Source organism: Streptomyces sp. NPDC096324 (assembly GCF_044763015.1).
GTDB lineage: Bacteria > Actinomycetota > Actinomycetes > Streptomycetales > Streptomycetaceae > Streptomyces.
The window spans coordinates 1-18965 of sequence record NZ_JBIWFK010000013.1; the positions used below are offsets into that span (position 1 = coordinate 1).

Consider the following 18965-nt stretch of genomic DNA (forward strand, 5'->3'; position numbering starts at 1 on the left):
TACTCACCCTCTCGGGCTTTCCTCCGGGCGCTTCCCTTCGGTCTTGCGTTTCCGACTCTATCAGACTCTTTCGGGCCTGACTCCCAGTCAGCGGGGTTTGTCTTCCCGGCCGTTGGGCCGTTCCGACGTCTCAAACTTTAGCGGATCTTCCCGGCAGTTCCTAATCGGGCCGCCAGGCCCCAATCGAATTGAATTCGGGCACACCGAATTCACCCCGGCTGGGAGATCGTGCTGAAGATTTGATTGCCGCTAGAGCGGCGGAGGCGCTGCCCCGGAACCAGACCGGCTCCGTGACAACTCGAAGAACTTTACTCATCCGGCCAGGCAGTGTCAACACGCCCTGTCAAGATCTTTAATCCAGGTCGCTGAGCCGGCCGCCCGCGTCCGGCTGGGCGTCCTCCACCCGCCGCAGCAGGCGGGTCAGGACCTCACCCAGGACGCCTCGGTCCTCGGTGGAGAGGTCCTGGAGCAGGTCCTCCTCGAAGACCGTGGCGAGGCGCATGGCCTCCAGCCACTTCTCCCGGCCCTCGTCGGTCAGCTCGACGATGACGCGCACGCGGTTCGACTCGTCGCGCTCCCGGGTGACCAGTCCCTCCGCGACCATGCGGTCGATGCGGTGGGTCATGGCGGCCGGGGTGAGCCCGAGGCGCTTGGCGAGCTCGCTCGGGCCGAGGCGGTACGGGGCGCCGGCGAGGACGAGTGCCTTCAGGACCTCCCACTCGGCGTTGCTGATGCCGAGTGCGGCGGTCTGACGGCCGTAGGCGACGTTCATCCGCCGGTTGAGGCGGGACAGCGCCGACACGATCTTCTCGACCTGGGGGTCGAGGTCCTGGAACTCGCGCTGGTAGGCGGCGATCTGTTCTTCGAGTGTCGGCTCACTGACGCCGGGGGTGTCGCCCATGGCCCGAGTATCGCATGAGGCCGCTTGGTGTCGAAGTCCTTCAAGGTGTACAGTTCAACTTCGAACTTTAGCTTTGAAGTCTTCAGGCTTGCATTCATGCGTAGGGAACCTGTCACGGACACGGTGCCCGGCAGCGGGCCTGTACGGCTTCACGACCAAGGCAGGTGAAAGTGACCAGGGCGATGGGCGCGGCGATGCGCCGGATCCACGTGGGCAACGCGCTCGGCGCGTTCGGGCTCGGCTTTACCGTCCCCTTCCTCTACGTCTATGTGGCGCAGGTGCGGGGACTCGGCTCCATGACGGCGGGCGTCGTGCTCGCCGTCTTCGCCGTGGCCGCTCTCGTCGTGCTGCCGTTCGCCGGACGGGCGATCGTCCGGCGCGGTCCGCTGCCGGTTCTGCTCGCCGCCCTGGTCACCGCCGCGCTCGGTGCGCTGAGCCTCGGGCTGGCGAGCAGCGCGACGACCGTGGTGCTGTCGGCGGCGGCGCTCGGTGCCGGGCAGGCCGTGATGCAGCCGGCGCTCGCGACGATGATCGTGGACTGCTCCTCGGCGGAGACCCGGTCGCGCGCCTTCGCCACACAGTTCTTCCTGCAGAACCTGGGCCTCGGTGTCGGTGGTCTCATCGGGGGCCACATCGTCGACCCGGACCGGGCGAGCTCCTTCACGCTGCTGTTCGCGATCGAGGCGGCGATGTTCCTGGTGCTGGTCGTGATCATGGCGACGGTGCGGATGCCGCACGCGCCGCGGATCGGCGACGACGCGCCGCGGTCCGCGGGCGGAAGCTGGAAGCAGCTCCTCGGCAACCGGGCCATGGTGCAGCTTTCCGTACTGGGCTTCGTGCTGTTCTTCGCCTGCTACGGACAGTTCGAGTCGGGCCTTTCCGCGTACGGCGTCGAGGCGGCCGGGATCTCCACGTCCGCGCTCGGTACGGCGATGGCGGCGAACACGGCGATGATCGTGGTCGCGCAGTTCGCGGTGCTGAAGTTCGTCGAGCGCCGCAAGCGGTCCCGGGTGATCGCCGCGGTCGGGCTCATCTGGGCCGTCGCCTGGCTGGCCGCCGGGTACGCGGGCCTCGGGCACGGCAGCCAGACCATGGCCACGGCGGCCTTCGTCTCGACGTACGCGCTCTTCGGGCTCGGTGAGGCGATGCTGTCGCCGACGGTGGCTCCGCTGGTCGCCGATCTGGCGCCGTCCGGCATGGCGGGCCAGTACAACTCCGCCTTCGCTCTGGTGAAGCAGCTCGCGCTGGCGATCGGCCCGGCGGTGGGCGGCCCGATGGGGGCCTCGCTGCACGGCCCGTACGTCGTGACGTTCCTTCTCTTCTCGCTCGGCATCACCGTCCTGGCCGTGCGGCTCGGACGGCAGCTCACCCCCGTACAGAATCAGCCGTCGCTCGCGAGGAGCCGGGTGGTCGCGCAGGGTGGGGCTCCGGCCGAGCCGGTGCCCGCCGGCGCCTGACCGCCGGGCCCGCGGGACAGGCGTGGCTCATGACGGCCGCCATCACGGAGTGACGTGATGGCGGCCGTTTCGTGTGCGCGGGGCGAAGCTCAGCGGATGCCGGTCAGCAGGTTGGCGGTGAAGGGGAGGGTGGCGGTGCCGTCGGGGGCGGTGTGGCCGGCGAGCCGGGTGCGGACCGCGTGGCCGGCGCGCAGGAGTGCTTCCTCGCCGGCGGTGTCGACGATCGCCTGTCCCCAGGATGTGGAAGAGAGCTGGCCGGGGGCGTACGCGTCGAGGGGCGGGAAGGGGATGCCGAAGGTGACCTGGCGGACGGCGACGTCGTGGAACCCGGCGCCGCGCAGGGCGGCGGAGAGCCGCTCGGGGGTGCCGGAGAACGCGCCCTCGTAGTCCGCCGCGAGTTCCTTGCCGCCGTACTCCTCGACCGCCTCGTACTGGGCGACGAAGTACGGGATGAGGTCTCTGGCGGCCCACGCGGTGGCGGCGAAGCGGCCGTCGGGGCGTGTCACGCGGGCCGTCTCCGCGAAGGCCGCGTCGAGGTCGGGGAAGAACTGGACGCCCTGCTGGCACACCACCGCGTCGAAGGCGGCGTCCTCGTAGGGGAGTCTTTCGGCGGGAGCGACGGTGAACCGGATGTCCGGGTACATGCGGGGCGCGCGCTCCACGGCCGTGCCGATCATGCCCGCGTTGACGTCCGCCCCCGAGACCCGGCCGGCGGGGCCGACCCGGGCCGCCGCCCCGCGGGCCGCGAAGCCGGTGCCGCAGGCCAGGTCGAGCACCTTGGCGCCGGGGTACAGGTCGACCGCGTCCAGGATCGCTTCCACGAAGGGCGCCATGAACGGCGCCGCGTACCGCTCGTAGCGCTCGGGGCCACTTCCTTTGAGCTGAAAGCCCGATTCGTCTGCCATGGGGAGCTCTTAGCACCGGCCGGGCCGCTCGGCCAGGGGACGCGCGGCAGATGTCCGGCCCGCGGTTCGGTGCCGGGCGTACGGGACCGGTTCCAGAAGTGGGGACTCAGTACCCGGCGCTCGGGATCGCGTACCCGGCGCGCGGAATTCAGTTCCCCGCGCGCGGGAGTGCGAACTCGCACCACACCGCCTTGCCGCCGCCCGGTGTGCGGCGGGAGCCCCAGCCGGAGGCGATCGTCGCGACGATCGCGATGCCGCGGCCCGCTTCGTCGCCGGGTTCCGCGCGGCGGCGGCGCGGCAGGTGGTCGTCGCCGTCGGTGACCTCGATGATCAGGCGGCGGTCGGTGCGGCGCAGACGCAGGCGCATCGGCGGGGTGCCGTGCTGGAGCGAGTTGGCGACGAGTTCGCTGGCGGCCAGGACGCCGAGGTCGTGCAGATCGTTGGGGAAGCGCCAGCTCGCCAGCACGCCGGAGGCGAAGGCACGCGCGCGTGGGGCCGCTTCCATGCCGCCGAGCAGTTCCAGGGCGGCGTTGCGGAAGAGCTCGCCGTCGGCGCCCGTACGGGAGGGGTGCTGGAGGACCAGGACGGCGACGTCGTCGTCGTGGTCGGCGGTGACGCCGGCCGCGCGGACCAGGCGGTCGCAGATCACCTGGGGGCTGCCGGTGGCTCCGGCGAGGGCGCGCTCCAGGGAGGCGATGCCCTCGTCGAGGTCTTCGTCGCGGCGCTCGACCAGGCCGTCCGTGTACAGGACGGCGGTGGAGCCGGGGCCCAGCGGCACCGAGCCGGAGGCGTGCAGCCAGCCGCCGGTGCCGAGCGGAGGCCCGGTCGGTTCGTCGGCGCGGTGGATGGTGCCGTTCTCGTCGCGGACCAGGATGGGCAGGTGGCCGGCGGAGGCGTACACCAGCCGGCCCTCGTTCGGGTCGTGGATCGCGTACACGCAGGTGGCGATCTGGTTGGCGTCGATCTCGGTGGCGAGGCCGTCGAGGAGTTGCAGGACCTCGTGCGGCGGCAGGTCGAGACGGGCGTACGCGCGCACGGCCGTGCGGAGCTGGCCCATGACGGCGGCGGCGCGGACCCCGCGGCCCATGACGTCGCCGATGACGAGCGCGGTGCGGCCGCCGCCGAGGGTGATGACGTCGTACCAGTCCCCGCCGACCGCGGCCTCCGTGCCGCCGGGCAGGTAGGTGGCGGCGATGCGCAGGTCGTCGGGCTCCTCCAGTTCCTGCGGGAGCAGGGAGCGCTGGAGGGTGACGGCGGTCTCGCGCTGGCGGCGTTCGCTGGCGCGCAGCCGCTCGGCGGCCTCGGCGTGATCGGTGACGTCGGTGGCGAAGACGAGGACGCCGCGGCCGTCGCTCTCGGCGGAGGTGTCGACGGGGGTGCAGGTGAACGTGTAGGAGCGGCCGGTGGACACCTTGCGGGACTTGACCGTGCGGGGCTTGGCGCTGCGCAGGACCTGGTCGAGGAGGGGAAGCAGGCCGAGTTCGTCCAGTTCGGGCAGGGCCTCGCGCGCGGGTGCGCCGGCGGGGCGGGAGCCGAAGGCCGCGGTGTAGGCGTCGTTGACGTACGAGACGCGGTGCTCGGGGCCGTGCACGAGGGCGACGAGGGCGGGGACGCGGTCGAGGACGGCGCGCACCGGGAGTTCGTCGACGGCGAGCCCGGGAGGGGTGTCGTCGGTGAGCCGCTCGGCGCGGGCCGCCGGCACGGAGCCTTCCCCGCGCCGGTCCGGGGCGGCGGTGTGTGCGGCCGTGTGCTCGGTCCGCGCTGCGGCGCGGCGCTGCGTTCCGGGGAGCCGGGCGCTCCAGCGCGTGAAGTTCACAGTGGGAAAAGCCTCGTGTTAGAAGGGCGAGCGGTTCACCCGCCCAAAGTCGTGGACCTGTCTGGCAGTCTGGCCGACCGGGTCTGCATCCGTCAGACGCCGTCCCTGCCGGTGGAGTTCCTCGGTCCGGTCAGGACGACCCCTTCGGGTCGGTCGGAGGCTTTCCCCCGGCCGCCAGTTCGAACTCCGCACGGGGGTGTTCGAGCGAACCGAGCGACACGATCTCCCGTTTGAAGAGACCCGCCAGGGTCCATTCGGCGAGCACACGGGCCTTGCGGTTGAAGGTCGGCACCCTGCTGAGGTGGTAGACGCGGTGCATGAACCAGGCAGGATAGCCCCTCAGCTTGCGCCCGTAGACGTGTGCGACTCCCTTGTGCAGTCCGAGGGAGGCGACCGAACCCACGTATTTGTGCGAGTACGTCTCCAGCGGCTCACCCCGCAGGGTGTGCGCGAGGTTGTCGCCGAGGACCTTCGCCTGGCGCACGGCGTGCTGGGCGTTGGGCGCGGTCTCCTTGCCGGGCTCCGCGGTCACGTCGGGCACCGCCGCCGCGTCGCCCGCGGCCCACGCGTGCGGGACGCCGTCGACGGTGAGCTGGGGGGTGCACTTGAGGCGGCCGCGCTCGTTGAGGGGGAGGTCGGTCGCGGCGAGGACGGGGTGCGGTTTGACGCCGGCGGTCCACACGACGGTGCGGGTCGGGAAGCGCGCGCCGTCACTGAGGACGGCGATCCGGTCGGCGCAGCTGTTGAGGCGGGTCTCCAGGCGCACCTCGATGTTGCGCCTGCGCAACTGGCTGACGGTGTACCTGCCCATCTCCTCGCCGACCTCGGGCAGGATGCGGTCCGAGGCCTCGACGAGGATCCACTTCATGTCCTCGGGCTTGAGGTTGTGGTAGTACCGCGCGGTGTAGCGGGCCATGTCCTCGAGCTCGCCGAGCGCCTCGACGCCGGCGTAACCGCCTCCCACGAAGACGAAGGTCAGGGCCGCGTCGCGGATCGCGGGGTCGCGGGTGGAGGAGGCGATGTCCATCTGTTCGATGACGTGGTTGCGCAGGCCGATGGCCTCTTCGACCGTCTTGAAGCCGATGGCGAGGTCGGCGAGTCCGGGGATCGGCAGGGTGCGCGAGACCGAGCCGGGAGCGAGCACGAGTTCGTCGTACGTGATCTGCTCGGCGCCCGCGCCCTCCTCCTCGGTGGCGAGCGTGGTGAGCGTGGCGGTGCGTTTGGCGTGGTCGATCGACCGGACCTCGCCGATGACGATCCGGCAGCGGTCGAGGACCCGGCGCAGCGGAACGACCACGTGACGCGGCGAGATGGAGCCCGCGGCGGCCTCGGGAAGGAACGGCTGATAGGTCATGTACGGGTCGGGCGACACGACCGTGATCTCGACCTCGCCCCGCTTCAGTTCGGGCTTGAGCTGCCGCTGGAGGCGCAGGGCGGTGTACATCCCGACGTAGCCGCCGCCGACGATGAGAATGCGCGCACGTTCCTTCACCATCCCATGACGCACCCCGCTCCGGAGTTTGTCCACAGCCCCGACAATTTGTGTGACCGGTCGCCGACAACGTGCAGAGTTGGCCGATTTGCCGGACTCTAGGGAAAACCCGCAGGTCATGGTGGGTGAGGGGGGTACTCGGAACTGGCGCAACCGGGACGTAAAGGGTCCGTACTCCGATCGGGGGGCGCTCCGTGCGGAACCTGCCCCTTCTGAATTGACCCCCTCTCAACTATGTTCGTGTGTCGACGGGGTGTAGGGGGATGCGCTCGGCGAGTCCGTACGACGGGCTCGCGCACAAGCTTGTTCCACGCGCTCCGGTCTGTCGATGGCGGGGAGAGTCTCCGGGGGGAGACGTCATTACCGGGGGAACGCTTATGCATATTCAGGACTCTCATTGGGCTTCCGCGTCAGCCATCGCACCTGGTGGTGCGATCGGCGCGGCGGCGACGAGCGGCAACGGCCGCGGTCCGGCGGACGGATCGCGCACGACGCCGCTGCGTGTGGACGCACAGCGCAATCTGGAACACGTACTGCGCGCGGCGCGCGAGGTCTTCGGCGAACTGGGGTACGGCGCGCCGATGGAGGACGTCGCCCGACGGGCGAGGGTCGGTGTCGGCACGGTGTACCGGCGCTTCCCGAGCAAGGACGTCCTCGTGCGCCGGATAGCCGAGGAGGAGACCTCCCGGCTGACCGACCAGGCCCGCTCCGCGCTCGGTCAGGAGGACGAGCCGTGGTCGGCGCTCTCGCGCTTCCTGCGGACGTCGGTGGCCTCGGGTGCCGGGCGGCTGCTGCCGCCGCAGGTGCTGCGGGTCGGTGTGGCCGAGGACGGTTCCGAGCAGGACGAGGCGCGGGTGCCGCAGCAGCGGTCCCAGCCCGCGCCGGAGTTGCGGCTCGTCGAGCAGCGGACGGCTCCCGAGGACGAGCAGGTGATCGCCGAGGTGGACGACGCCGGTGCGGCGGCGCTGCTGGAGGTCGTCGGGCGGCTCGTCGACCGGGCGCGTGCGGCGGGCGAGTTGCGCGCCGACGTCACCGTGGCGGACGTCCTGCTGGTCATCGCGACGGCGGCCCCTTCGCTGCCGGACGCGGCCCAGCAGGCGGCGGCCTCGGCCCGGCTGCTCGACATCCTGCTGGAGGGCCTGCGCTCGCGCCCTGCGTGAGCCGGACCGAAGGCGACCGCGGCGCGGGCGGGTCACGTCGGCGCCGGCGTACGGATGCACGAGGGCACTCCGGGGCACGAGAACGCCCGCGCGCGCGGGCCGTCGGCCCGGGTGTCCGTGGGCGCAGGTGTCCGTAGGAACCGCCGCGCGGCCGGCCGTTCGTGAGCACATGGATGCTCGATGCTCCCGGGGCGAGTGAGGTCACTCGCCCCGGGAGCATCGTGCTTTCGGCGGCACTCCCGTACGGAAACCCGCTCGCGTACGGAAACCCGCTTCCGTGCGGACGGCGACCGTTGACCATTCCCCGAACGGGTGATGGTTAGTACTCCAGAGCGACAAGTCCCCTCGGACGAGTGGTTGGTCCGTACGAGCACGTTCCGGCCACGGAGCCTGTGGCACTCTGGCCCGGTATTCGGGTCCGAGTGTGCAGGCGGGGGCTTTCCGCGATGAGTGTGGACGGGCGGGACGAGTCACCCGGTGACGGTGGCGCCGACGGCGGCACGGAAACGGGCGGTTCACCGTCACGGCAGGTGCCGAGCCAGGGCGGCCCGTACGGCGGAAGCCTGGACGACGGGAGCCCGCACGGCGAAGACCGGGACCCGAGCGGCGGTGCGCCGGACGGCGGTGCGCCCGGCGGCGATGACGACGCCCCGCCCCATGACCGCCCGGACCCCGGAACGGCGGCCGATGTCGGCGTGCCCGCGCAGCGTGACCGGTGGGACGTGCGCGAGAGCGGGATCCTGCCGCCCCCGCGGGAGCCGGCGTCCCCGGTGGCCCCACCCGCCGACGCCGGTCTGATCGAGCGGATGCGCGCGGGCGACGACACGGCGTACGAGGAGCTGTACCGCCGGCACGCGGAGGCCGTCCGCCGTTACGCCCGCACCTGCTGCCGCGACGCGCACACCGCCGACGACCTCACGGCCGAGGTGTTCGCCCGCATGCTCCAGGCCGTACGCGGCGGCAGCGGCCCCGAGCACGCCGTGCGCGCGTATCTCCTCACCACCGTCCGCCGGGTCGCCGCGAACTGGACGAGGACGGCCAGGCGGGAGCAACTGGTCGACGACTTCGCCGTGTTCGCGGCGCAGGCCGTCCGCGGATCCGAGGTCTCCGACGACGACACCCTCGACCTCGGCGCGGACGTGCGCGCGATGCACGAGGCCGAACAGTCCATGGCCATGCGGGCCTTCCGCTCGCTGCCGGAGCGCTGGCAGGCCGTGCTGTGGCACACCGAGGTCGAGGACGAGTCCCCGAGCGAGGTCGCCACGCTCTTCGGTCTCGACGCGAACGGCACCCGGGTGCTCGCCAGTCGCGCCCGCGAGGGGCTCAGACAGGCCTACCTCCAGGCGCACGTGAGCACCACGCTCACCAGGGACGAGGAGTGCGCGCGCTACGCCGACCGGCTCGGCGCCTACGCCCGCGGCGGCCTGCGCACCCGTGCCGAACGGGGCCTGCGCAAGCATCTGGAGGAGTGCGCCGGGTGCCGTCTGGCCGCCGGCCAGATCAAGGAAGTGGCGGGCGGGATCCCCGCGGTCGTGCCGGTCGCGGTCATCGGCTGGTTCGGTGCCGCCGGGTACGCGAAGGCGGCCGCGCTCATCGCCGGGGGCGCCGGAGCGGGCGCGGCCGGAGTCGCGGGAGCGGCGGCCGTGGCCGGTGGCGGGTCGGGAGGCGCGAGCGCCGGAGGTGGCGCCGCGGTCTCCGAGGGACTCGGCGCGCCGGTCAAGGCCGGTATCGCGGCGGGTGTCGTCGCGGTGGCCGCGGCGGCGGTGGCGCTGTCGCTGGTCGGCAACGGCAGTCCCGCCCGGCGGCCGGAGGCGGGACCGGCCGCCTCGCCCGCCGTCGAAGCGCCGGTGACCCCGCCCGCGCCGTCCGAGAAGCCCCCCGCGCCGAAGCCACCGGCGGTGGCGCACGGGCCGGCGCCCGCCCCACCCCCCTCGGCCGAGCCGAAGCCCGCCCCGAAACCGACACCGAAAGCGGCCCCGAGCCCGACTCCGCGCCCCACGCCGACCCCGGCCCCCACCCCGTCTCCACTGCCGAAGCCACCCCCGCCGGAGCCCGAACCGGAGCCCGCGCCGACGCCTCCCCCACCCGCCGCCGTCGTCTACCGGTGGAGCGACCTGGACTACGACGTCGTCGGAGACCACACCGAGCCGGAGATGCGGATCCGGGAGAGCAGTTGGGTGTGGCAGCGCCACAGGATGAGCATCGGGGACACCCGGTACGCGTACGGCGTGACCGTCCACGGCCGGTCCTCGGTCACCGTCGACCTCAACCGCGACTGCGACGCGTACGACGCCCTGGCCGGTGTCGACGATCTGATGCTGGGGCTGGGCAAGGTGCGCTTCTCCGTCTACGCGGACGGGTCGCGGCTGTGGCGGTCGCCGCTGATCGAGGGCGGCGACCCGGCGGTCCCCGTCCATGTGAACCTCACCGGACACCGGACGGTCCGCTTCGTCGTCGAACCCGACAGCCCGTTCGACGCGACGACGCTGGGCGACTGGGCGGAGTCGAGGTTCGTGTGCCGGTGAGCACCCGCTCCACGGGGTGCGTGCCGGTGAACACCTACCCCGCGGGGTAGGCCTCGACCGTCCGGGCCAGCTCGCCGAGGGCCTCTTCCTGGGTGTAGCCGGAACCGCGGGCGCGCTCGGACTCGTAGCGTTCGGCGCCGAGGGCCGCGAGGGCCGCGGCCTCGGTGCGCCGCACGTCGGCGCTCTCACGGACGGGCCGCAGATCCCCGCCGCGCCAGGCGGTACCCGCGGCCGCGAGCCGCACCGCCACCGCGTGGGCGCCCAGCTCGCCGAAGAGACGCGCGGCGCCCTCCACGACGGCGGACGCCACCACGTCCGCGCACCGCGTGTCCATCGCGTGCCGGAGTGTGGCGCTCAGCTTCCGCAGGCCCGCGAGAGGGCCGGACTCGGCGGCCGTGACCATGGCGTCGATGCCGTTGATCCCGACGGTGAACTGCGGGGGCGGGGTGCCGCGGAGGCTCTCCGCCCGCGACCTCTCGCACAGTTCGCGCGCGAGGGCGACCTCCCCGTCGTCGAGGACCACCTGGGCGCGCAGCAGATGGACGAACGCCCGGGAGTCCGTCACCCCGTACTGGTCGGCGGCGGCGCTCGCCTCGTCCAGCTTCGCCAGGGCCACGGAACGCCCGCCGGCGCGGTAGGCGATCTCGGCCAGCCGCGCCATGAGGAACGGCACCTCCGCGTACGCCCCCACCTCGTAGGCGAGCCGCAGCGCCTCCTCGTACTCGCCCTTCGCATCGTCGTACAGGCCGCGTGCCATGGCCGCCTCACCGGCCGCGCTGCACACCTGGGCGCGCATCCAGCGGTCCCCGACCCGTCGGCTGAGCACACGCAGTTCCGCCAGGTCCTCGTCCACACCCGGCATACCGCCCGGGGCGTCGACGACCATGTGCGTACGGAACATCAGGGCGACGCCGATCTCCCATTCGCCGCCGAACTCACGGCAGTTGGCGACCGCCGCGTCCATCGCCGGTCCCACGTCGTCGGGATCGCCCAGGAAGTGCGCGGCCATCGGCCAGATGATCCCCGGCATGCGCGCGGCGTCCGGACCGCCCCGGTCGAAGGCGCCGCGCACCCGTTCCACGTACTCCCGCAGCCTCTTCTCCCCCCACTCGTCCAGGGGGACGACGTCCACCTTCATGAACAGATGGAGCATGCGCACCCGCATCCGCATGGCGCGCAACGGGTGCCGCTCCTCCCGCTCGGGATGGTCGAGGAAGACGGCCACCGGATCGACGGCTTCGAGTTCGGCGAAGAGGGCGTCACCGCAGCCGGACACGGAACCGACGGCCCCCGTCGGACGGCCGTCCGACGGCATGTCGAGCAACGTGCCGAGTCTCAGGACGAGTTCCGTCCACTCGATGGCTTCGTACCGGAAGTTGCGCAGCCACCAGAACCAGCCCATGTCGAGGACGAGAGCACCGGCCTCTTCCTCGTCCCGGGCGACGAGCGCGCGCTGGAGAGCGGCCCGGATGTTGTCGTGTTCGTTCTCCAGGCGCCGGATCCAGGGGAGTTGGGCGCCCGAGCGCAACCGGGGCTCGGCCTCCTCGACCAGGGCGCGCACCCACGCGCGGTGGCGCAGCTCGGCCGCGGCGCGCAGCTCGGGGACCTCGGCGGCACGTTCGGTGGCGTATTCGTGGATGGTCTCCAGCATGCGATAGCGCATCCCGCCGCCCGCGTCGCCGCCATCGCTCCAGGCGTCTCGAAGTCCGTCGCCGTGTCCGTACGGAGGGCTGTCGCCGCCCGTGCCGGCCGGGGTGGCGACGAGGAGGGACTTGTCGACGAGCGCGCCGATGAGGTCGGCGGCGGGGCCGGTGCACACGGCCTCCGCGGCGGCCAGGTCCCAGCCGCCCGCGAACACGGAGGCCTCGCGCAGCACGGTCCGCTCCCGTTCGTCGAGCAGGTCCCATGACCAGTCGACGACGGCGCGCAGGGTCTGCTGGCGGGGCAGCACCGTGCGGCTGCCGGAGGTGAGCAGCCGGAAGCGGTCGTCGAGCCGGTCGGCGATCTGCCGCGGGGTGAGCATCCGCAGCCGGGCCGCGGCCAGCTCGATGGCCAGGGGCAGTCCGTCGAGCCGTCGGCAGATCTCGTCCACGGCGGCGGAGTCGTGGAGCGCGGTGGCGGCGTCGGGGCGCACCACGGAGGCCCGCTCCGTGAAGAGGCGGCGCGCGGGATCGGGCGGGAGCGGCTCGACCGGGCGCACGGACTCGCCCGGGATGCCGAGGGGTTCGCGGCTGGTGGCGAGGATCGTGAGCCCCGGGCAGCGGGTCAGCAGGGTCTCGGCGAGTTCGGCCGCCGCGTCGATCACGTGCTCGCAGTTGTCGAGGATCAGGAGCTGGCTGCGCGGGGCGCAGTACTCGACGAGCAGGGCGACCGGGTCGTCCTGCGCGACCGCCATCTCGTTCGTGATCAGGGCGGTTTCGCGCAGACCGAGGGCGCTGACCACCGCGCCCGGGACCGCCTCGGGGCGGTCGAGCGGGGCCAGCTCGACCAGCCACGCCTGGTCGAGGCCGGCGGCGGCCTCTTCGGCGAGGCGGGTCTTCCCCGAACCGCCCGGTCCGGTCAGCGTGACCAGTCGGGCCCTCCGTACCTCCGAACGGAGGGCCCCGACCTCGCGTTCCCGTCCCACGAACGAGTTCAGCCGGGGCCGGATGTTGCCGGTCCGCTGGGCACGGGAGGGGTCCCCCGGGCGGGGGCCGGCGGTCGCCCCGGGGCCGTCCGTGCCGGATACGGGCTCCCGCGGTCCGGGCGTGTCCCGGGGGTCCCGGGGGTCCCGGGGGTCCAGCAACGCGGCGTGCAGGTTGCGGAGTTCCGGCCCGGGGTCCGCGCCGAGACCGTCCCCGAGCGCACGGCGTACGTCCTCGTACGCGGCCAGTGCGTCGGCGCCCCGGCCGGTCTCCCGCAGGGCGCGGATGAGCAGGGCGTGCAGCGCCTCGTCGTACGGGTGGGCCGTCGTCAGCTCCTTCAGCTCCGGTACGACGTCGGCGGCGCGGCCGAGCAGCAGGTCCGCCTCGACGCGGCTGCGGGTCGCCTCCAGGCGCAGGGCCTCCGGGCGGGTCGCGGCGGTGCGGTCGGGGAGGTCCGCGAGGGCGGGGCCGCGCCACAGGGCGAGGGCTTCGCGCAGGCGGGCGGCGGCGGTGCGGGGGTCGCCCTCTTCGAGTGCGGTCCTGCCCTCCGTGACGAGTCGCTCGAACACGAACAGGTCCACGTCGTCGTGGGTGGCGTGGAGGCGGTAGCCGCCGGGCTCTGAGGTGACCGTGTCCTTGCCGATGGCCCGGCGGAGGCGGCCGATCAGGGCCTGGAGGGCCGCGGGGGCGTCCTGGGGTGGGGTGTCCGCCCAGACCTCGTCGATGAGGGTGTCCGGGGAGATGGTTCGGGTGGGGTGCTGGGCCAGGGCTGTGAGCAGCCTGCGTACCCGGGGGCCGCCCACCGCGACGAGGGTTCCCCGGTCGTCCTCCGCCTGGGCAACCCCCAGAATCCTGTACCGCACGCCCCCATTCTCACCGCCCACCCGCCCGGGGTCACCGTGTCACCCCACCCCGAGCCCCTTTTCCCAAGGTCCCTTCCGCCCCCACCCAACCTTCTCTCGCCCCCTCCGCCCCTACCCGACCCGTACCCGGGGCTCCGCCCCGGACCCCGCTCCTCAAGCGCCGGAGGGGCTGAAACTTGCCCGGCACCCGGAAAGGGGCCCGCAGGGAGGCACCCCCTGAGGCTCCGCCCCGGACCTCGCTCCTCAAGCGCCGGAGGGGCTGGATTCTCCCGGCCGGGGCTGTGACCGTCTGGATCCCGCACCCGCAGCCGGAATCCGGCGTGAGGGGACGTGCCGGTACATCAAATGCCCGACAGGCCGGACGGATCGGAACGAACCCGCACTGGTAGGTGCCGGTGGGATCCGTTCGGATGCGGGCGGATGTACCGGCGCGACCCCGACCCACCCACCGACCGGAACCCGGCACCGCGAACCCCAGCACCGCGAACCCCGGCACGGCGAACGCCGGCACCGCGAACCCCGGCACCGCGAACGCCGCCGCGGCGAACCGGCTCAGGCCGGTCGTGCCCCCGCCCCCAGCGCCCGCCCCTGCGGCACTATCCCCGCGGGGACCGCGCGTTGGCGGGCCGGTGTGCCGGTCCAGCACGTGCCGCGACGCGCCAGCAACCGCCGCAGCCACAGTTCGAGCGAGACCAGATCCGCCAGTCCGTCGAGCGGCACCGGCGCCCCCTCCGCGGCCGAGCGCAGCGCCTTGCGGACGACGCGCGCCTCGACGAGCCCCGCCTGCGCGAGCAACGGCGTGTCGAACAGGGAGACGAGGGAGTCCGCGGCCACCCGCACACCCGTCCGGGCCGCCGCGGTGGAGGATTCGTGGGACGGAGCCCCCCAGCCGGAGGGCAGATCCGCCACCCCGGCCCCCTCCAGCACCGTACGGAGAATCGCCGCCCGCGCCCCGGGCTGCACCCGCAGCGCCTCCGGCAGTTCACGGCAGGCCCGGACGACCTGGTTGTCCAGGAACGGCGTGTGCAGCCGCTGGAAGCGGATCTCGGCGGCCTGCTCCAGGACACGGACGTCGGCGGCGTGGCGGGCGAGCGCGGCACGGGCACGGAAATCCCCCGGCCGCTGCCCGGGGGAGACGTTCGGCCGCCCCCCGCCCCCTTGGAGGCGAACCGATACTTCGGCCAGTGCCTCCCCGGTCAGCCAGCGCGCCGCCGGCCCGGGTCTCGCCCAGCTCAGCGCGGCGAGCGAGGCCCCGACCGCGCCTCCGGTGTCCTCGAACCGCCGGTGCAGCAACTGCTCGGCGAGGACGTCGACCCCGGTGCGGTACGGCGTTCGGGCGAGTTTGCGCGCGGCGCCGTACACGCGCGCGGGGACCATCACCGAGCCGTCGGCCTTCGTCAGCGCGGCGACGGGACGGACCAGGTGGCGCCGTTTGCGGTCCATGAGCAGGTCGGCGAGGCGGGCCGGGTGGGCGTCCAGCACCTGGCGGGCGCCGTAGCCCGTGAAGTGGTCCGCGCTGCCGGAGGCGAGCCGCGCGCGGTGGCGTGCCGCGGTCACCAGGGAGGGCCCCGGCTCGTCGGTCAGCGGCCCATCCAGGTCGGCGTAGGGGAGCGTCTCCTCGCCCCCGGTGACGACCACGTGGTGCAGCCGGGGGTTCGCGGCCAGCGTCCCGGCCCGCTCCAGTTCGGCCTCGCGCCCGCGCACGGCGAGATCGTTGAAGGTGACCGCCAGGAGCCGTTCCCCGGCACCCGTGCCGTGTCCGAGGACGGTGCCGGGCGCCCCGGGAAGGCCGGCGGCGAGGAGCGCAAGGGTTCCCGAGGCGAGCCCCCCGGAGAGGTCGGCCCCGATGCCGGGCACCGGCGTCCCGCGGGCGGCGCGTCGCTCGGCGGGTCCCATGCCGGGCACGGGCCCGGGGTCCACGTCGGTGCCGGGCACGTGGCGGGGAGCGGAGAGGCGGGTGCGGACGGCCTCCACCAGGGCGTCCCGCACGGCGTCCACGGCGATCGCGGGATCGGCGATGGGCGCGGCGACGGCGAGGGAGGCGACCGGTTCGTACCCGGCGATCTCGCGTGCCCCGGCCCGCAGGATGAGCGTGTGCCCCGGCGGAATGCGGCGCACGCCCTCGTACGGCGTGGAGTCGTGGACCGCGGCCGGTACGTCGGGGGCGGCGAGCATCGCGGCGAGGTGCCCGAAGTCGAGGTTGGCCTCGATGAGGTCGGCGAGCGGGAGGGCGGCGGTGGCGTAGGCCGTACCGCCGGCCCAGGGGGTGTGGAACACGGGCCGGGCACCGGCGAGGTCGCCGCAGACGGTGACGCGGCGGCCGACCTGGACGACCGCGGTGTAGCTGCCGGACCAGTTGGTGAGGTGGCGGAGTGCTCCGCCGCGCGCGGCGAACAGTCCGACGCGCAGTTCGTCGTCGGAGGCTCCGCAGGTACCGAGGACGGCGATCCGGTTCTCCGCGTCGGCCTTCACCACGCGCACCTCGTCGGGCCGCCAGTCGCCGACGGCCCAGAGCGGATCCGGGTCACCCCACAGGAGTTGGGAGCCGACGGGGTGAACGGTCTCGCCGTCGTTGCCGGTGGCGCCCGCCGAGCCGATCGCGGGCGCTCTGGCGACGGTGCTGCTCCACCCCACCAACCATCGCATCGCCGCCTCCACAGGCTGTGGACAACCAGTGCACCGTACGAACTCGGCACCATGCTGCCACGAAGGAGGCGTACGGGAGGGCCCCTGCGGCGGCTTGCGCTCCCCGGAGTGCGCCCCCACGTGACCGCCCGCGCCGCCGCGCTGGGGGTGGTTGCCAGCAAATCCCCTTCATACAGGGCCTGTTGAGGGAAATGACGACCCCCGCGGCGCGCCGGAGGAAAATCCACTCCGGACCGCCGCCGAACGGACCTCCGGGCTCCGGAGGCACCTTCCGCCCGACGGACTCCGGCCCACGGGACCCTCCGCCCGACGGACTCCGGCTCACGGGACCCTCCGCCCGACGGACTCCGGCCCACAGGGTCCCGCACCCGACAGGCTCCGACCCATCGGGCCGTCCGGCCGACGGGATCCGGCCCACGGGGCGCCTACCGCGCGGCAGTTGGCCGCTCCACCCCGGCGCCCACCCCCGCGCCCACAGCCACCCCGGCACGCCCTCCGCACCAGCCCGGGCCGAGCCGCTCGGACATCCGGTGAACCCGGCGCCCGGGTGAGGCGCACCTCGCGCACCACCGCCCCCGGCGGTTCGACGCGAATGCGCCCCCGATACGCTCCCTCAGGACGCCCTTCGCGCCCTCAACTCATATGGTGGGAGCCCTGATTGCCCTCCCGAGGGGCCGTCGATTTTCGGCCAAATCGGCGAACGACGGACGGGCACGGACACGCTCCGTACAGGCCTTGCGCACCACTTCGGCAACGCACAGTCCGGGAGGCGGAGTTCGCCCCCCGGACCGGTCCGCCGCCCGCGGGGATGTAGGCGGCGGTGTCCCCCAGCCCACTGGATCCAGTACAGCGGGCCGACCCACGCACGTTCCATGGAAGCGCTCCCCACCGTGGCCGGAGAAGAGCGCACGGACGGGCGCACAGCCACACAACAGGAGCACGTCGCGACAGTCCGTACAGTCGTACGGACCACAATCCCGCCAACCGGACGTACACCCCTTAACGCTGGGGATCGGGCGAACTACGCTGAGTTTACGAATGCCGCGTGGTTATGCCACCGCGGCAGCCGTCTGTGTCGAGGGGTGGCGCATGTCCAGGGAGCAACGCGGGCCGAACGAAAAACTCGGCGCCGTTCTCGCCCTCGCGGGAATCAGCAACGCAGGACTCGCGCGTCGCGTCAACGATCTTGGCGCTCAACGCGGGTTGACTCTTCGCTACGACAAGACGTCGGTGGCGCGCTGGGTGTCGAAGGGCATGGTGCCGCAGGGCGCCGCGCCGCACCTCATCGCGGCCGCCATCGGCCAGAAGCTCGGCCGTCCCGTGCCGCTCCACGAGATCGGCCTGGCGGACGCGGATCCCGCGCCGGAGGTGGGTCTCGCCTTCCCCCGTGACGTCGGGCAGGCGGTGCGGTCGGCGACGGAGCTGTACCGCCTCGATCTCGCCGGGCGCCGGGCCGGCGGCGGCATCTGGCAGTCACTGGCCGGCTCCTTCGCCGTGAGCGCCTACGCGACTCCCGCCTCACGCTGGCTGATAACCCCGGCCGACAGTTCGGTGGCGCGCGAGGTGAGTCCGGGCGAGGGCTCCGGGGCGCCGCTGAAAGTCGGCCACAGCGATGTGCTGAAGCTCCGCGAGGCGGCCGAGGACGCGAGGCGCTGGGACTCCAAGTACGGGGGCGGTGACTGGCGTTCGTCGATGGTGCCCGAGTGTCTGCGGGTCGAGGCGGCGCCGCTGCTGCTCGGCTCCTACTCCGACGAGGTCGGCAGAGCACTGTTCGGCGCGTCGGCGGAGCTCACCCGTCTCGCGGGCTGGATGGCCTTCGACACGGGCCAGCAGGAGGCCGCCCAGCGGTACTACATCCAGGCGCTGCGGCTGGCCCGCGCGGCCGCCGATGTGCCCCTCGGGGGCTACGTCCTGGCCTCCATGTCCCTCCAGGCGACCTACCGGGGCTTCGGCGACGAGGGCGTCGACCTCGCCCAGGCCGCGCTCGAGCGCAACCGCGGTCTCGCCACGGCCCGCACCATGAGCTTCTTCCGGCTCGTGGAGGCACGGGCCCACGCACGCGCGGGCGACGCCCAGGCGGCCGGCGCGGCGCTGAAGGCGGCGGAGGGCTGGCTGGAGCGGGCCCGCGACGGCGACAACGACCCGTCCTGGCTCGGCTTCTACGGATACGACCGCTTCGCGGCCGACGCCGCCGAGTGCTACCGGGACCTGAAGGCCCCGCGTCAGGTGCGCCGGTTCACCGAGCAGGCGCTGTCGAAGCCGACGGAGGAGTTCGTGCGCTCGCACGGGCTGCGCCTGGTGGTGTCGGCGGTCGCCGAGCTGGAGTCCGGCAATCTGGACGCGGCGTGCGAGCAGGGCGTGCGGGCGGTGGAGGTCGCGGGGCGCATCTCCTCGGCACGCACCACCGAGTACGTGAAGGACCTGCTGCACCGGCTGGAGCCCTACGGCGACGAACCGCGCGTGGTGGAGCTGCGGGAGCGGGCCCGTCCGCTGCTGATGGCCCCGGCCTAGGCCGCCGGCGGCTCCGGTCCGGAGGGGAGCGCCCGGCAGCCCGGGCGCGGACAGGGCGCCGCGGT

10 protein-coding genes are annotated in these 18965 nt (G+C 73.3%); 4 read left to right on the top strand and 6 right to left on the bottom strand.

Translation table 11 applies throughout. From position 1 onward, the window contains the following. Positions 1 to 352: 352 nt before the first annotated feature. Complete coding sequence (locus tag ACIQ7M_RS31055; RefSeq protein ID WP_326786919.1) at positions 353 to 901, bottom strand: MarR family transcriptional regulator; 549 nt, start codon at positions 899 to 901, stop codon at positions 353 to 355. A gap of 182 nt (positions 902 to 1083) precedes the next feature. On the opposite strand from ACIQ7M_RS31055, the gene ACIQ7M_RS31060 reads away from it, so the two are divergent. Further along, on the top strand, positions 1084 to 2358 hold the full coding sequence (locus ACIQ7M_RS31060; protein WP_355774371.1) for an MFS transporter: 1275 nt from the start codon (positions 1084 to 1086) through the stop codon (positions 2356 to 2358). A gap of 89 nt (positions 2359 to 2447) precedes the next feature. Here the strand turns inward: ACIQ7M_RS31060 and ACIQ7M_RS31065 are convergent, their stop codons facing one another. The 3 genes from ACIQ7M_RS31065 to ACIQ7M_RS31075 all read right to left on the bottom strand — a co-directional run bounded on the left by ACIQ7M_RS31065 (position 2448) and on the right by ACIQ7M_RS31075 (position 6574). Further along, positions 2448 to 3263, bottom strand: a complete 816-nt coding sequence (locus tag ACIQ7M_RS31065) for a methyltransferase domain-containing protein (protein ID WP_355774368.1) — start codon at positions 3261 to 3263, stop codon at positions 2448 to 2450. Between the two features lie 148 nt (positions 3264 to 3411). Then, on the bottom strand, positions 3412 to 5079 hold the full coding sequence (locus tag ACIQ7M_RS31070; protein WP_386987053.1) for a SpoIIE family protein phosphatase: 1668 nt from the start codon (positions 5077 to 5079) through the stop codon (positions 3412 to 3414). A 130-nt stretch (positions 5080 to 5209) separates the two neighbouring features. After that, complete coding sequence (locus ACIQ7M_RS31075) at positions 5210 to 6574, bottom strand: NAD(P)/FAD-dependent oxidoreductase (protein ID WP_355774362.1); 1365 nt, start codon at positions 6572 to 6574, stop codon at positions 5210 to 5212. A gap of 374 nt (positions 6575 to 6948) precedes the next feature. Here ACIQ7M_RS31075 and ACIQ7M_RS31080 point away from each other — a divergent pair, with 374 nt between their 5' ends. Continuing rightward, positions 6949 to 7731, top strand: a complete 783-nt coding sequence (locus ACIQ7M_RS31080) for a helix-turn-helix domain-containing protein (RefSeq protein WP_355774359.1) — start codon at positions 6949 to 6951, stop codon at positions 7729 to 7731. A gap of 446 nt (positions 7732 to 8177) precedes the next feature. Further along, positions 8178 to 10256 carry a sigma-70 family RNA polymerase sigma factor gene (locus ACIQ7M_RS31085; protein WP_403650693.1) on the top strand — a complete coding sequence of 693 codons (2079 nt, stop codon included), beginning with the start codon at positions 8178 to 8180 and terminating at the stop codon, positions 10254 to 10256. A gap of 34 nt (positions 10257 to 10290) precedes the next feature. Here the strand turns inward: ACIQ7M_RS31085 and ACIQ7M_RS31090 are convergent, their stop codons facing one another. Then, positions 10291 to 13743: an AfsR/SARP family transcriptional regulator gene (locus ACIQ7M_RS31090; RefSeq protein ID WP_403650695.1), complete on the bottom strand. Its 3453-nt coding sequence runs from the start codon at positions 13741 to 13743 to the stop codon at positions 10291 to 10293. A 552-nt stretch (positions 13744 to 14295) separates the two neighbouring features. After that, entirely contained in the window at positions 14296 to 16389 is a 2094-nt protein-coding gene (locus ACIQ7M_RS31095) for an asparagine synthase-related protein (protein WP_403650697.1), read from the bottom strand. 1089 nt (positions 16390 to 17478) lie between these two features. On the opposite strand from ACIQ7M_RS31095, the gene ACIQ7M_RS31100 reads away from it, so the two are divergent. Then, a complete protein-coding gene (locus ACIQ7M_RS31100; protein WP_382782819.1) occupies positions 17479 to 18900 on the top strand; it encodes an MFS transporter in 1422 nt (473 codons plus the stop codon). The last annotated feature ends 65 nt before the right edge of the window (positions 18901 to 18965 follow it).